Annotated in this window: 15 protein-coding genes; 2 read left to right on the forward strand and 13 right to left on the reverse strand. The window is 39.2% G+C overall.

Features of this window, described 5'->3' with window-relative positions; genetic code table 11:
* Positions 1-15 precede the first annotated feature (15 nt).
* Together OCV60_RS04480 and OCV60_RS04485 are read right to left on the reverse strand one after the other, a co-directional pair.
* Complete coding sequence (locus tag OCV60_RS04480) at positions 16-870, reverse strand: chorismate mutase (RefSeq protein ID WP_021944170.1); 855 nt, start codon at positions 868-870, stop codon at positions 16-18.
* Positions 871-974: 104 nt separating this feature from the next.
* Entirely contained in the window at positions 975-1,667 is a 693-nt protein-coding gene (locus OCV60_RS04485; RefSeq protein ID WP_117784771.1) for a VanZ family protein, read from the reverse strand.
* Between the two features lie 302 nt (positions 1,668-1,969).
* Here OCV60_RS04485 and OCV60_RS04490 point away from each other — a divergent pair, with 302 nt between their 5' ends.
* The gene (locus OCV60_RS04490) at positions 1,970-2,845 is read left to right on the forward strand and encodes a DUF6709 family protein (RefSeq protein WP_262529507.1); all 876 of its coding nucleotides are present in this window, start codon (positions 1,970-1,972) and stop codon (positions 2,843-2,845) included.
* 115 nt (positions 2,846-2,960) lie between these two features.
* On the opposite strand, the gene OCV60_RS04495 is transcribed toward OCV60_RS04490, so the two are convergent.
* The 11 genes from OCV60_RS04495 to rho all read right to left on the reverse strand — a co-directional run bounded on the left by OCV60_RS04495 (position 2,961) and on the right by rho (position 15,279).
* The gene (locus tag OCV60_RS04495; RefSeq protein ID WP_117807480.1) at positions 2,961-3,503 is read right to left on the reverse strand and encodes an NADH peroxidase; all 543 of its coding nucleotides are present in this window, start codon (positions 3,501-3,503) and stop codon (positions 2,961-2,963) included.
* Between the two features lie 179 nt (positions 3,504-3,682).
* Positions 3,683-4,546 (reverse strand): DegV family protein, encoded by an 864-nt coding sequence (locus OCV60_RS04500; RefSeq protein WP_117807479.1) that lies wholly within the window; start codon positions 4,544-4,546, stop codon positions 3,683-3,685.
* Between the two features lie 181 nt (positions 4,547-4,727).
* On the reverse strand, positions 4,728-5,420 hold the full coding sequence (locus OCV60_RS04505; RefSeq protein WP_262529509.1) for a hypothetical protein: 693 nt from the start codon (positions 5,418-5,420) through the stop codon (positions 4,728-4,730).
* A 144-nt stretch (positions 5,421-5,564) separates the two neighbouring features.
* On the reverse strand, positions 5,565-7,397 hold the full coding sequence (locus tag OCV60_RS04510) for a DUF4153 domain-containing protein (RefSeq protein ID WP_262529510.1): 1,833 nt from the start codon (positions 7,395-7,397) through the stop codon (positions 5,565-5,567).
* Positions 7,398-7,607: 210 nt separating this feature from the next.
* Positions 7,608-8,330: a hypothetical protein gene (locus OCV60_RS04515; RefSeq protein WP_021944163.1), complete on the reverse strand. Its 723-nt coding sequence runs from the start codon at positions 8,328-8,330 to the stop codon at positions 7,608-7,610.
* 3 nt (positions 8,331-8,333) lie between these two features.
* Positions 8,334-9,710, reverse strand: a complete 1,377-nt coding sequence (locus OCV60_RS04520) for a Mur ligase family protein (RefSeq protein ID WP_021944162.1) — start codon at positions 9,708-9,710, stop codon at positions 8,334-8,336.
* Between the two features lie 201 nt (positions 9,711-9,911).
* Positions 9,912-10,988, reverse strand: coding sequence for a peptide chain release factor 1 (gene prfA / locus OCV60_RS04525; RefSeq protein WP_008400612.1), 1,077 nt, complete (start codon positions 10,986-10,988; stop codon positions 9,912-9,914).
* Between the two features lie 65 nt (positions 10,989-11,053).
* Positions 11,054-11,899: a peptide chain release factor N(5)-glutamine methyltransferase gene (gene prmC, locus OCV60_RS04530; RefSeq protein WP_021944161.1), complete on the reverse strand. Its 846-nt coding sequence runs from the start codon at positions 11,897-11,899 to the stop codon at positions 11,054-11,056.
* Positions 11,900-11,941: 42 nt separating this feature from the next.
* Positions 11,942-12,946 (reverse strand): DUF1385 domain-containing protein, encoded by a 1,005-nt coding sequence (locus OCV60_RS04535; RefSeq protein ID WP_262529512.1) that lies wholly within the window; start codon positions 12,944-12,946, stop codon positions 11,942-11,944.
* An 82-nt stretch (positions 12,947-13,028) separates the two neighbouring features.
* Positions 13,029-13,238, reverse strand: coding sequence for a 50S ribosomal protein L31 (gene rpmE / locus OCV60_RS04540; protein WP_008400609.1), 210 nt, complete (start codon positions 13,236-13,238; stop codon positions 13,029-13,031).
* A gap of 118 nt (positions 13,239-13,356) precedes the next feature.
* Positions 13,357-15,279, reverse strand: a complete 1,923-nt coding sequence (gene rho, locus OCV60_RS04545; RefSeq protein ID WP_117784767.1) for a transcription termination factor Rho — start codon at positions 15,277-15,279, stop codon at positions 13,357-13,359.
* Between the two features lie 286 nt (positions 15,280-15,565).
* On the opposite strand from rho, the gene OCV60_RS04550 reads away from it, so the two are divergent.
* A complete protein-coding gene (locus OCV60_RS04550) occupies positions 15,566-16,114 on the forward strand; it encodes a DUF4364 family protein (protein ID WP_021944158.1) in 549 nt (182 codons plus the stop codon).
* Positions 16,115-16,117: the final 3 nt, after the last annotated feature.

Genomic DNA, 16,117 nt, shown 5'->3' on the forward strand with positions numbered 1-16,117 from the left:
CTTATATATAAAAATTTATTGTTCACAAAAATAGCTTCCAAGTATCTTAAATGTCTCTGTCTCATTTATCAACTGGAATACAAGTGCCTGGATCTCTTTCTGAAGCAGGTTTCCGTTTAACTCGATATAAAACCGATAATTCCATTCTCCTCCACGGAACGGCACCGAATGGATCTCGGTCAGATTCACGCCATAATCGGATATCATCGATAATACACTCGCCAGACTTCCGCTCTTATTCTTACAGACAAAGACGATCTTTAACCGGTTATGCTCCGGCAGAACTACCAGTTGTTTTCCGAATGTAACGACCTTCTTCCGGTGTCCCTCGTCCAATACCTCATCGCACCTGTAAATATAGAAATCATTCATGGTAAGTGCCTCATGCAGCGAATCCGACACACCATAGCTGATATCCTCAAATATACCCATTCCGGCATCTGCTTCATCCTTCCGGATCAGCTCCATGACCTGTTCATAATCACTGACTGTATTTACCAGATCTCTGGAATAGCCCTGACATATGTAAAGTTCATGCTTCAGCATGGCAAGCTTCTTTACCTTCGGTTCCTCCGTCACAAACGATACATCCAGACAATTACGAAGTTCTAATGTTCTCCCATACTGATACTTTCTGCTGACCTCCATAATACGCTTGATCAGTGCCGTATATTCTTTCTTGATGCTGTCGTCTACATCCCCGGTCAGCTTCGTTATAATGGCTTCTTCCCGATCCGGCTTATATATAGCATCCTCTGATTCTGCCTTTACCCTTGCGACCTGATCTGCAAGTATCATTCGTTCCTTAAACAGCACCTTGATCTGCTTATCAACTACGTCGATCTGCTTTCTAACTTCCTCTAATGTCATTTCTCCGGCTCCTTTTGGCATAACATATATTCATTAATATATCATTTTTTCAGCATGAAGTAAACCGCTGCACACGGAAATGATCGAAGTCCTGCGTCAGTTTTTCAAAACGGGACAAATAGCAGAGCGACAAATGCTGCAACTAACAGCACTCCCAAAAGTACTCCACAAATGATCTTCCATTTCGTATTCTTAGACAGAATCATACATATTAGAACAATCAACACTCCTGCCATATCGATCCCGACATCGATCATTTTTCCGCTCCTGCCCGGAACCAATAACTGATGCATCTCATCCGAACATGCATATAATAACGAAATTAAGACAGCTATGCTTCTGTTATAAAATCTGCTCTGGCTCATGGATATCTTCACCGTTGCCAGATATGAAAGTAAGAACAGGATCGCATATTCTGTCACATGTGCAGCCTTTCTTATAACAAGCTCCAGAATATCCTGTAGATTCTGCATCTCCTGTGGTGAATCCTGCCGTACCTTTTCCAAGAGATCAGTTATAAACAAACTGATCTTCCCACTCTGTCCGGAGGATTCCTGTCCGGTCTTTCCTGACATATAGAATATAAATACCATCCATATGATAGCCGGAATTATATAAAGAAACTTTTTTTTACTTTCTGCTGTATTCTGCTTTCTTTTTCCTGATGAGGACTTACTGTTTGCCGATCTGTCTGTATTTTTATTTGCTTTTCTATTTGTTGTTCTTGATTCGCCTGAAGTTTTAGCTTTATTTGCATTTGTGGATTTTGCTTTATTTGTTGAATTATTCTTCTGCATCTCTGTCTAAATCCTTTTCTGATATGTTCATTCGACTCATTCTTTATTCTTTTACCTTACTGTTCTTTCATCTTGCCATTTCTTCTCCCGTGTTTTTCTGAAATAATTTACTCTGGTCAAATTATCCAAAAAATAATATTCAGACATCCCGCATACCTTTATAATAGCTGCTTTTTTTCAGCAGATTTCACATTGTCAAAAAATGGCGGATTTGATAAAATTTCATAAGAGCGTAACTTGTATTCTATTGTACTACAAAAAGAAGAATTTTGCTCACAAAAACAAAAATGGGAGGACATTATATGTTTAACAAAAATAAGAGGGCGAAGAAATTTTCCGATCTCCTGATCCCAGGCATTATATTGATAATCATCGGTATCGTATTTGCCTTTCAGGGAATCCGGGATTACAGCAAACTGAATGGGGATCTGCTCAATCTGAATACTGCATCTGAAAAGGATCTGGATGCCGACAAATATGTAGAGATTGATGTTGACTATGCTTTTTATTCTTTCTGTGAGAATGTTGAAACTACAAATTATGTATTCAAAAGAACAACAGACCAGTATTATCTGATAAGTGCACTTAAAGACAACGAATACTACATTGGACTGAATATTGCTGAATCAAAAAAGTCTGAGCTTGAAGCTTTATCCGATTACACCTGGTCCCAGTCAGGTGCAGATCCGGGTACATTACACTACATCGGCAAATTATGCAAATCAGACAGTGAGATTATGGGATATATGAAAAATTATATCTACGATATGTATGAAGCTGCCTATGATATCACTCTTACCTCCACAGAAAAAGCTACACTGGATTCTTATATGCTTCCATACTATATTAAGATCATGACAAAAGAGGGATGTCGTACATCTATCATTATCGGTCTTATAGCCTTCGGTCTTGGTATCCTGCTTATTATATTAGGTATTATTCGTCACAAGAACACGGTATACGGTCCGGATATCCAGTCAGAACCATATACTGGTGCATATGGCAATCCAACAACTCCTGATATGAACACCGGCATGAATTCAGGCTATGCCGATCCAAACGCACAGGAGCCAACGACTCCATTTTCAGACAGCAATACATCTGAAGCAGCCACAAGTGGCTTAGATCCTGACACCTTTGATGGCGATGGAACTTCATCTTTTAAATTGAAAGACTAACTCAAAATCCGACTGATGGGAAATTCCTGTCAGCCGGATTTTTTATTAGAGTGTATTATATATTTACTTCTTAATTAGTGTTCTGTGCTATTCTGCACGATCATTCATAGAATGATTAACCGAAGTATCTCTTTAAAAGACCTTCAAATGCCTTTCCATGTCTTGCCTCATCTCTTGCCATCTCATGAACAGTATCATGGATTGCATCCAGATTCAGTGCTTTTGCACGTTTTGCAAGATCTGTCTTACCGGCAGTTGCACCATGCTCTGCTTCTACTCTCATCTCAAGGTTCTTCTTTGTTGAATCTGTAACTACTTCACCAAGAAGCTCTGCAAACTTAGCTGCATGCTCTGCTTCTTCATAAGCTGCTTTCTCCCAGTAGTTACCAATCTCAGGATAGCCTTCTCTGAATGCTACACGAGCCATTGCAAGGTACATACCAACTTCTGAACATTCGCCCTGGAAGTTTGCTCTTAAATCTTCCATGATATCTTCCGGTGCACCCTGTGCTACACCTACAACATGCTCAGATGCCCATGTCTTATCATCACCCTGTTTGATGAACTTCTCAGCAGGTGCCTTACATACAGGGCACTGTGCAGGAGCTTCTTCTCCTTCATATACATATCCACATACACTACATACAAACTTTGCCATAATTAAAATCTCCTTTGCTTTTTTATTATTATTCTTATTGAGAAACGTTATCAATTTCTATGATTCTATTTTACACAATTTTTGATAAATGTCAATAGTTATTAGGAATGATTCTCAATTATTTTTTTATTTATTTAATCTGCCTTTAACCTGTCTATCCTTATTCTGTAAGAAGCTGTTTATCTGTGTTCTCCAAGGAAGAACAATGCCAGTGTTCCGGGACCAGAGTGTGCTCCGATCACCGGACCAACATAGGATATCGTGATCCTGTCATTTCCGAACCTCTCTTTAATAATAGAAGCAAGTTTCTCTGCATCTTCTATACAATCACCATGACTGATAAAGATATCCTGATCTTCCGGATGTACCGCCAGCTTCTCCATCCGGTTTGCAAGCTCTGTGATCGCTGCTTTTCTTCCTCTGACCTTACTTACATTGATCAGATGTCCCTCGTCATCCACATGCAGGATCGGCTTGATCGACAGCATTGTGCCAACTGTTGCTGTCACACCTGATATACGGCCTCCTCTTTTTAAGAAGAAAAGATCGTCTACTGTAAACCAATGGCATAGCTTTAACTTGATATCTTCTATATACTGTGCATTCTCCTTCAGACTTTTTCCTGCATCTTTTGCCTGACATGCCTTATATACCAGAAGTCCCTGTCCCATAGATGCCGCAAGGGTATCAACACTGATCATCTTTCGTTCCGGATACTCCTCCATTAATTCCTGACCGGCCATATACACAGTCTGATAAGTAGAACTAAGTCCGGATGAAAAGCCCAGATATAAGATATCTTTCTTCTGATTAAACAATGCTTCTATGGCCTCCGATGCCTGCGAGATATTCGCTGCAGAAGTCTTGATATTTGCCCCATTTCTTAATTTGCTATATACTTTCTCAATATCTGCCTGATCATTATGAAAACTTCCCTCGCCCTCAACAATAAAATCAAGCTGTAAGATCTCCAGTTGATATTTCTTCACGATATCATCCGGCAGATCACAGGATGAATCTGTCAATATAACATAATCATTCATTTTAACATCCTCCATTACCATTTTATGGCAAATATGGTTTTTAAAACCACATGATATATTTTATCAAATCGTTATGTAAAGTATACCACACCTTATAAATGTTCTCAATATATTCTGTTGCATCCAATTAAAAAGAGAACCCTGTTTTTTTCAGGATTCTCCTTATTTCTTTTCTTATAAATTAATATGTTCTATTGGAATAGTAATAATATAATGTCTCACCAGCACCAGTCTTTGTATTATACATCACAACATATACATATGCATTATTTACCTTGGATAACGTAATCTTTTTTGAAAAACTTGTTTTGTCGAGCCATGTATAAGATTTTCTTGTTGACCCATTTACAACATATACGCTTCGAATCTTCCATCCTGCGTTAGCTTTGATCGATAACTGCTTTTTAGATACTTTCTTATTCAGTCTGTAATCATCATTCTTTGCATATTTGGATGCGTAATTCTTGCTGCCAATCTTGAACGTCTTTACCGGATTCGTATACTTCTTTACCGTAAGCTTTGTCTTGATCTTTACTCCCTTTGCTGTACAGGAGATTGTTGTTGTTGCTGCCTTCTTGCCAAAATATGCTTTAACATATCCATCTTTTGCTTCTACACGGATATCCTTGTTCGTGCTTTTCAATTTTTTGATCTCTGACTTTTTAGAACATCCTATAATTGAAATTATAGTGTAATATGAAGAATACTGATCCCCAGGCTTGTAAGTAACAACTCCGTTACTTGGATAAAAATAAACCTTTTTGCTTGTTGCAGCGCTTACATCCTTCATGCTGGTTGCCGGTACTGCTAATAATGTGAATACCATTGCAAGAGCTAAAAATACAGCTAATAATCTCTTTGTTGCTTTTTTCATTTTTTCTACTACCTCCATAAAATCATCTTTTATCCGGCGGCATTCTGACCTCTCATCTGTATGCCCCAAATTTAGTTTTATTTTATACTATTTCCCATTTTTTTACAATAGGGACAACGCATTTTAATCCTAAATTAATGTACCTTATTCATCTTCTCCATACCATTTAAAGAAACGTTTTGCATACTTCTCTGCCTTGTTTCTTGAGAAGTTAAATCCACGGATCGCACCTTTCTCTTTATAGGTATCCCGAATTCCATTAAAATACCATTCCATTCTGTCATACGAGAAGCCCTTGATATCCTTATAATTATTATATTTGTTATAATAATCGTCATATTGGTAGTTATCGTACTCGTAGTAATCATCATCCTGTCCCGTCATATAGTTATCTACAATGAACTCATATACTTCTTCCGCTCCATCTGCACCAAGTGACGTCACATACCGGAAATCCACATCCTTTGGATCCTGATTTTCCAGATTATATCTGGCAACCAGATAAGCCGGTCGAAGGAATGATACGATGATATATACAGTAACGATCACAAACATCGAATAACGCACCAGTGGAAAACGGTCAGCATAGATTCTGACGATCACGCCTGCAAGCACCACAGCAAGAACAGCCAGTGCTGCAAATACCAGAATCCTCATATAAGTAAGATCATATGCTTTGATATACATTGTCATACGAAGTGCCGAAGATGCGATCATCACGTAGGTACAAGCCGACATAATAGTCAGTACGATATTAAGCACCGTACTTTTACTGAAAATTGCATGACAGATCAATACCAGTATCACATTCAGCACTGATACGAACATAAGCTGGAAGAATCCCTGTCTGGCATATTCCGCATAAGTCATATCATCCGGCAGTGACATATTATTTGTAAACAGATATAGGATCTGGATCACTGAAAACAGCAAATACACCAGGGTAAGAAGCCCCATTGCCGTGATCGCAATGATTGGTTCATGTGTTCCTGCTTTTGCCTGTCTGTGATGTCTGCTTCCAAACGGTGCCGCAACAATAATTCCATATGTAAATAGTAACGCCGCAAATGCAAATACCAGAAACCAGATTGCATCCCATGACAGGAAAATATTTCCAAGTAATGTTTCAACTGCATCTCCAAATATCTGATCTGCACTGGAAAGCAGGCTGATCATTACGAACAGCAATGGAATCGCAACGACAACACCGATCAGAATATAGACAAATTTCGCACGTTTTCTTGCATTTTCATGTTCTCTGTTATATTGTCTGTAGTCTGAGAAAAAACGGTCAAAACAGGTAAACGGCTCTGCCATCTTCTCGATAACCGTAAGACCATATTCGACAAATCCCATGTTTTTAAGATCATCAAAATACCGGAGAAGCCCTGCACACACAAGAAATAAAATGCAAAGATGATCCAAAACGATCAAAAATGAATCATCGGTCCTGCAAACTGATACCCCAAGCAAAAGGATACCTGCATAATGCGGAATCAGCTTCGTCTGCTTTCCAAAAAGTTTCCCAAAAGATAACGATTCTCCGTCATTTACCGGCAGATTCTTCTCATGGCGCATGATACTGAAACTCATAAACAAAACGGTCATAACTGCCATGAATACAGCACAGATACTTGCATAATTCCGGTACATCAGCACACTGTAGATCATGGCATAACCAAACGCAAAACCGCCAAAAATCTCAAACCGTTCGGGCGATACCCCCGGTCTTGATCTTCTCGGCTTATAATCGTAATTTGACTGCCATCCAAAATTTGGCGGCACATTATTATAGTTTGATTGTCCTCCAAAATTCGGTGGCACATTATTATAGTTTGGCTGTCCTCCAAAGTTTGGTGGCACATTATTATAGTTTGGCTGTCCTCCAAAGTTTGGTGGCACATTATTATAGTTTGGCGGTACATTATTATAATTCGGCTGTCCGCCAAAATTCGGCGGTGTATTATTTATATCCATATTAAGTAACCTCCCATTCCTTCCTGTAACGAAAAAAATCTATATCCATAGTTTCATGTTCCCCATTTTTTGTCAAGTGAATATTTATTAATATACTTATGCAGCAAAAACACCAGTTCTCCTGAAATCTTTACAAAATAAAAACTTCCGAACATGAGCCCCTGTTTTTCAATACAAGGTCATATCCAGAAGTTTTTCCTTTACATTCTCTTACTGATATTTTAATTTTTCATCTTCAAACTCTTCCAACCGCTGTCTGTATGCTTCCATAATAACAGATTCATATGCAAGAACCGGTTCTTTTATACCAAGTAATTGCATCAGATACTTTACAAACAATGGATTCATAATAAGAAATGGTCCAACTGTATATGTCGCAAAGAAATTCTTTCTCTTCAAACCTTCTTGTTTTATTCCCGGATGAAAACCATCCCCGCGAATCACATCATAGAAATAATCCTTTGAATTATCTCCATAAGAATGACTGAACTGCGCTTTAAAACCAACCAGCTTTATATCTTCATACTGTCCAAATACAAGAGAATGATATCTATGCATCATATCTCTCTTTGCATAGGTATTAAAAATACCAAGTCCTTCTATTCGACTTCCATCTTCATTCTCAATGTACTGTTCAACGATCTCGACTGCATTCCCGGTAAAGAGAAATACTGTTCCAGCCTCGATTTGCTCTTCCAGTTCTTTCTTATACGGTTTCAATGCCTGAATCGCCAATTCCTGCTGATTCTCTGTCATTGCTCCCATATATACAAGGTTTGCCCTGCCCTCTGTAAATGCCGGTTTATCATATAAGCCGGTATAAATAACTGTTGCCTCCGGCATACAGTCTTTTAAATAATTTACGTTCTGTAATTCACCGAAAAGATTGGCAAATTCTCCATATAGAACTTCTATTGTAATATCTGTTCCCATTTGTTATGCCTCTCTTTCCTTCAAATACTGTTTCAGATTATCCCGAAGTACAAGTGCTGTATCATTTTCATGAATATCATGAAGAATGTATACACTGTCTGTTCCATCCAGATTCAGGGATTTATATGCACCTGCTTCATCCGTTGTCTCTTTGATCTTTTCCTCCGGAACCCCGGCCATCATTAAACGGAGCTTATAATCTTTCGTCCGCAGACCACCTATTACGATGTTCGTAATATTCGGCTGATTTAAGAACTCAAAATCCGTATCAAAGATCCATGTCATATTTTCAGATGAATTTTTCCGGTCAAATATATCTTCCAGCAAAAGAATGACCTCTTTATTTCCCGGTTCCTTAGACACATAATCAAATACACAGGAACATGCAATTGGATTCTGTCCTTTTGCCATATTGGTCACTATCGTGATCCCATCCACTGTACTTCTGGAATATCTCGATTCCACAATATTAAGATTCTGGATCGCGTTCCGGATCTGCTCACCTGTCAAACCAAATTCACGAAGAGCGGTAACTGCAGTCAGCTCATTGTACAGATTAAATGTACTGTTGCTGATCATCGGATACTGTTCCCTGCTCTCATTATGTGTAACTGTTATTACTTTGTTCTCATAATCAACATCTGCCTTATAATCGCCTTCCGGTGACGTATATCCACAGAACTCACAGACAGCTTTTCCAATATGATGATACCGGACATAGTTATATTTTAATTTATGATGACACTTTGGACAGATCCGCATATCATTGATCAGATTAATACATTCCTCCCGGTCAGATGGAAGTCTGTTGATTGAAAAGTATGTTTTTTCATTTTCCGATCCAAGATTTGAACTAATCAGATCATCCGCATTTAAGATCAGATGTGATTCTTTTGGCATATTATTATTGATAAAGTTAAAAATAAACTCCGGGTTTGCATTTCTCTGAATGGAATCACGGAACAGGTTCGTACATACCGCATATGTTGGTTTTACGTATGGATAGATCAGCTTTGAACTTCTTTCATCGACTTCAAATACTGCATATTCTTTCTTTGCCTTTCCTGTCAGAGTACTTCCTGCGATCAATGAACTCGCTACTCCGGCATTCACATTAGAACCAGCACGGTTGTTCAAAACGTCATAGCCATTTGCCTCCAGAATATCTATGATCATATTACATACTGTTGTCTTGCCGTTGGTTCCTGTTACTGTTATGATCGTTTTCGGTTTATCTATACATCCCATGAAATCCGGACAAAGCTTGACTGCCAGCTTTCCCGGAAAATAACTTGCGTTCATCTTCAACATTCTCTGCATGGTTCTTGCCAGTTTGCCCATGAACAAAGCAAAAAAGAACCTTACATTCTTTTTATACATCTAGCTACCTCATTTCATATCTGTAAATTATCATTAGTATGTCCATTTAAGCCACATATAATATAACCACTTATTCAAAAATATGTCAATCAATTTGCCTTATTTATTCAGTTTATTTCGCCAACACCCTCTTTTACTTAAAAATGGCATCTGCCAGATCAGGCAGATGCCAACTTGTTTTTTCAATATCGAGGGTTTCTTTTATTCTTCCTCATTCACCTGAGAAAGCTTGGCTGCCTGATCTGCTGCGATCAGACTGTCGATAATCTCATTCAGATCACCGTTTAAGATCTGTTCCAGCTTATACAAGGTGAGTTTGATTCTGTGATCGGTTACACGACCTTCTGGGAAGTTATAAGTACGAATCTTCTCTGAACGATCTCCGGTTCCAATCTGGCTCTTACGGTCTGCAGCTTCTGCATCATGCTGCTTCTGAAGCTCCATATCATACAGCTTGGAACGGAGCAGCGCAAATGCCTTCGCCTTATTCTGAAGCTGGGACTTCTCGGTCTGGCTGTAAATCACGATACCGGTTGGTATATGTGTCAGACGAACGGCTGAATCTGTTGTATTGACACACTGACCACCGTTACCGGATGCTCGCATGACATCGATACGGATATCATTTTCATTGATCTCTACATCAACTTCCTCTGCTTCTGGCATAACTGCAACTGTTACAGTTGAGGTATGGATTCTTCCGCCAGACTCTGTCTTCGGGATTCTCTGTACGCGGTGAACTCCACTCTCATATTTCATCTTGGAATATGCACCATCACCTGTGATCATGAATACCGCTTCCTTGAAACCACCGATTCCATTCTCATTCACGCTCATCAGTTCTACTTTCCATTTGAACTGATCAACGTATTTCTGATACATTCTGTAGATCTCATATGCAAATAATGCGGCTTCATCTCCGCCTGCACCTGCACGGATCTCGACGATAACATTCTTGGAATCGTTCGGATCTTTTGGAAGAAGCAGAATCTTTAATTCATTTTCCGTCTTTTCTACTGTTGCCTTTGCTTCATTTAATTCTTCCTTCGCCATTTCACGAAGCTCTTCATCATTTTCTTCTTCAAGCATAAGCAGACTGTCTTCGATCGTCTGTTTTGCATCTTTATATTCTTTGTACTTTTCTACGATAGGAGTCAGTTCACTCTGCTCCTTCATTAATTTGCGGAATTTGTTCTGATCAGATACGATATCCGGATCTGTCAACTGGTTATTTAATGTATCAAGTCTGTCTACTAAATCTTCTAATTTATCAAACATAATAATCCTCCTGCAGCACATGCTCATTTCCTGTTCATGTGTCTGTTAATATATCCAGCCTTTTTTCAGGCTTTTCTTCCAATTACAACCCTGTCATTTTCTGCGAGGTCTTTCACTACGCGTACATCTTCAAAATGCTTATCTACAAGGAGCTGCTGCACATCATGTGCCTGATGATTACCAATTTCAAATAAAATATATCCTTTTTCATTTAAATAACTCTCCGCATTTTCTATAATTGCTCTGTAAAACTTCAATCCGTCCGCATCGCCGTCCAATGCCAGCCTCGGCTCATAATCCCGAACCTCCGGCATCAATCCGTCAATCACTTTGCTCTCTATATATGGTGGGTTAGACAAGATCATATCATATCTTTTATCTATCTTATCAAATAAATCTGATTTTATAACAGTATAATCAGATACTTCTAATCGTTTCGCATTTTTTGTCGTAAGTGCGATCGCGGAATCTGAGATATCACACAGATCTATATGAATATTCTGATTCATAAGTGCTACCGACAATCCGATGCACCCGGAACCACAGCACATATCCAGCACAGACATCTTATCAGAATGTATGTCCTGAATCAAGCGGTTTGCCTGTTCCACCAGAACTTCTGTGTCAAATCTTGGAATCAGTACATCCGGTGCAGTCTCAAAATCATACCCCATAAAGCACTGTATGCCTGTTATATATTGTAACGGAATACGTTTTGACCTTTTATCGATCAACGCTTCATAGGAAGAACGAATCGTTTCGGTAACATCTTCCTGCCGGTTCATAATATATGCCATCTTATCCTGCTTTGATACAAAGAGCCATAATAACTCTGCATCGATATCTGCATCCGGCACATTATGTTCGTTCAGTTTTTCTTTTCCTGCTGTTACAAGCTGATACTGAGTCATACGTCTATTTCCTTTTACATTCACTGGCATCATTTCAATTTCTTAATCTTCGATCTCTCCACGCTTCATAGCGTCCTGATAAGCACGCCAGTCGATCACCGCTTCTACCGAACGAATTGCCACCTCACACATCTCAAGATCCGGTTCCTTCGTCGTAAGACGCTGTACCCACATACCGGGTACACTTAATATATTCGCAAGCTTTGAGTCACTTCTGCCTGCAAACATGATAAATTCATACGAGATTCCCGCAATAATCGGAACCAGAAGTACACGCGACAGCAATCGCAGCCACATAGACTTCACATTTATAAACATAAATACAATAATGCTTATGATCATAACGACTACCAAAAAACTGGTTCCACAGCGTTTATGGTATCTGGAATGTTTCTTTACATTTTCCGGAGTCAGCGGATCGCCTGCTTCAAAACAGTTGATCGTCTTATGCTCTGCACCATGATACATAAATACACGTTTGATATCCTTCATCAATGATATTAATACTACATATGCAAGAAAGATCACCAACCGAAGCACACCTTCCGCTACCGCTATCAATACATTGCTTTTTGTCACATGCTCAAGTAGTCCTGCAATAAATGCCGGAAGCAGCATGAATAATGCGATCGCAATGGCAAGTGATACAATAACGGTTCCGATCATCATCAGATCATCTCCTGTACTGCTTTCTTTTTTATTGTTTTTACTGCCGTTCTCACCTGAACCGCTTCCATTATTACTTTCTGTATCTGACAACCTGAAATCATCTTTATTTTCACTCTTTCCAGTCGGTTCTTCCTCTTCATAAAAATCGGCTGAATATGTCAGCGTTTTAACTCCAATTACCAGCGACTCAAAGAAATTAACCACTCCACGAAGAATCGGCAATTTCAGGATTTTATATTTTTCACCTATCGGTGTATAGCTTTCTACTTTAACTTCAATTTCCTGATCCGGCTTTCTGACTGCTACTGCGTACTGATCCTCGTATTTCATCATTACGCCTTCGATCACCGCCTGACCACCTATTCTGGCTCTTTTCAAATTCTATACCTCGTAAAATTGTTTCCTAAAACAAAAATAGGCTGAGATTAAAAGCTTTAACCTCAACCTATCATCCTTTTTATTAGTTTGACTGTGAAACACCGTACTTACGGTTGAACATATCAATTCTACCACGAGCCTTAGCTGCCTTCTGCTGGCCTGTATAGAATGAATGACACTTTGAGCAAATTTCTACATGAATTTCTTCTTTTGTAGAACCTGTAACAAATTCGTTTCCGCAGTTACATACAACCTTTGCCTGATAATAATTTGGATGTATTCCTTCTCTCATTTAATCTCACCTCTTTATTATATTATTGATATATGAGAATAGGCCATCAGCCTCACTTCTTCATAAAACACAGCTTTTGTATTCTAACATAAACCGGCATAGAAATGCAAGTGTTTTTTTATTTTCTTAGCAATGATTTTTTAACATAATAGATAAACTCTTTATTATTCTTGGTCCGAACGAATAATTTCAGTACATCCTCCAGCATATCCTCTGCCTTATTACCGGATAATATCTTGTGAAGTGCATATACAACTTCCTGTTCTTCCGGTGATAATAACAGATCATCCCGTCTGGTACTGGATTTTGCAATGTCGATTGCAGGGAAGATTCTCTTTTCTGCGAGCTTCCGGTCAAGCACCAGTTCCATATTACCGGTTCCTTTGAATTCCTCGAATACGACATCATCCATCTTGCTTCCTGTCTCAACCAGCGCTGTCGCAAGGATCGTAAGACTTCCACCCTCACGCATGTTCCGGGCAGCACCAAAGAATTTCTTCGGCATATGTAACGCCGCAGGATCAAGACCACCGGATAAGGTTCTTCCACTTGGTGGAACTGTAAGGTTGTACGCTCTTGCAAGTCTCGTAATACTGTCTAATAAGATCACGACATCTTTCTTCTGCTCTACCAGTCGTTTTGCACGCTCGATCACCATCTCAGATACACGCTTATGATGCTCTGGCAGCTCATCAAATGTCGAATAAATAACTTCTACATTGGGTCCCTCTATGGATTCCCTGATATCCGTTACTTCCTCCGGTCTTTCATCGATCAGAAGCACCAGCAAATGAATCTCACTGTATCTGGTACTGATACATTTTGCAATCTGTTTCAGCAAGGTTGTCTTACCTGTCTTTGGAGGGGAAACGATCATACCACGCTGTCCTTTACCGATCGGTGACAGCAGATCGATCATACGGATCGGAATCGGGCTGTCCTCCCCATCCATATTGATCCGTTCATTCGGGAAAATCGGCGTCAGATCTTCAAATGCTTTTCTTCCTGCAATGCTTGCAGGACTTTCTCCATTGACAGAAGCTACATATAATAATGCACCAAACTTCTCTCCCTGCGTCTTTACGCGGATATTTCCCATTATGATATCTCCGGTCTTAAGTCCAAATCTACGAATCTGCGCCGGTGATACATAGATATCCTGATCTCCCGGCAGATAATTGGCACTTCTTATAAATCCATAGCCTTCCGGCATTACTTCCAGGATTCCATGTGCCATCTTACCACTGTCAAGCTCCGGTCCATTTGGTTCCTGCTGAGCGGATGAGCCTTCCTGCCTGTTCTCAGGCTTCGTCTCCATTCTTACCTCTGCTTTTATCTCTGTATCTGCAGCCGTATTTTTTTCTTCTATAACAGATTTTTCAAATGCGGCTTTCTTTTCTGATACTACAGAACTTTCAACTGCTGCTTTTTTCTCTTCCATTGCAGCCTTTTCAAGAACTGCTTTTTCCATATTCATTTCCGGCTTTGTCATCTCGGTTGCAAGCGTTTTGTTCTCCTGAACATGGTCTTTTCTTCCGTTATTTACATTTGGTGTATTGTTTCCATGATAGGAATTGTTATTTCTGTTATTATTCCCCTGTGACCGATAGTCCTGTCTTTTTCCATTCCGGTTGGTCTGCCTTCCGGCAGTATTCCTATGCTGTCTTCTTCCGGATTCTCCTGATCTCTGGCCATTTTCTACCCGGTCCCTGTCCACTTTTTTTACAGCATCTTCTTCGGATCTCTCCGGCTGCTCTGTGTGTTTCGTTTTTTCAGTCTGTTCTACTTTTTCTGGCAGCTCTACTTTTTCTGGCAGCTCTGCCTTTTTCGGTTTCCGTGTTCTTTCTGTCTTTTTTATTTTTTCAGCATCTTTTTTCTGTGAATTCACGTCCTGATTTTCTTTCGCATGGCCTGCTTCATCACTGTAATTTTTTTCAAGGAATTCGATCAGAGCCGGCTTACGAAGTGCTGATACACCCTTTATCTTATGCTCCTTTACGAATTGCTTCAATTCCTCTAATGATGCATTTTTGAAATCCATCTTTTACTCCTTCCAATTTTATCCGTTTTATTTAATTCACACACATTCTTATTCTTGGGGATTATCCTAATGAATTCTTTTCGAAACAGGTATATCAACTGTATGACTACCTGTGCATCCTGCTTATCAGATATCCGGATGCCACATGAGCGTTGTATTTAATAGCCTTAGTATAGCATAAAAAAAAGTTTTGTAAATCATTTTCTTTCACCGCAGCATTGCTTCATTGATTTTATGCTTTTCTTGTGATACATTTATTCTTACAAAACATACAAAGGATATTATTATGAATACTGAATCGATCGTCTTATACAAATTAATTATATTATACATGCTGGATCGTGTGGATTTCACACTGACCAATTCCCAGATTTCCGATTTTGTTCTGACAAAGGGATATACGAACTACTTCACGCTTCAGGAAGCCATTAATGGACTGATCGAGTGTGATTTTGTCTATGTCTCCATGATACGGTCTTCTTCCCATTATAAGATCACTGACAAGGGTGAAGAAGCCTTAAGCATGTTTGAAAACCGTATTCCATATGCTATTAAACAGGATATCCTGGACTATTTCGATAATCAGAAAATTAATCTGAAAAACGAATCTGAGATCTATGCCGATTATGCCTTAAATGATTATGGCGAATATGTCGTTACCTGTGTGATCAAGGATCGGAAAGAAACTCTGGTCGATCTGAAATTTAACGTACCAACAAAAACGCACGCCGTTGCTATCTGTGATAACTGGCGTGCGAAAAGTGCCGAAGTATATGACTATCTCGTCAATACTCTCTGGCTGTATTCTGATGATAAGGGCGAAAAACAGTCCTGATCA

This window comes from Coprococcus ammoniilyticus, assembly GCF_025567345.1.
GTDB lineage: Bacteria > Bacillota > Clostridia > Lachnospirales > Lachnospiraceae > Coprococcus > Coprococcus ammoniilyticus.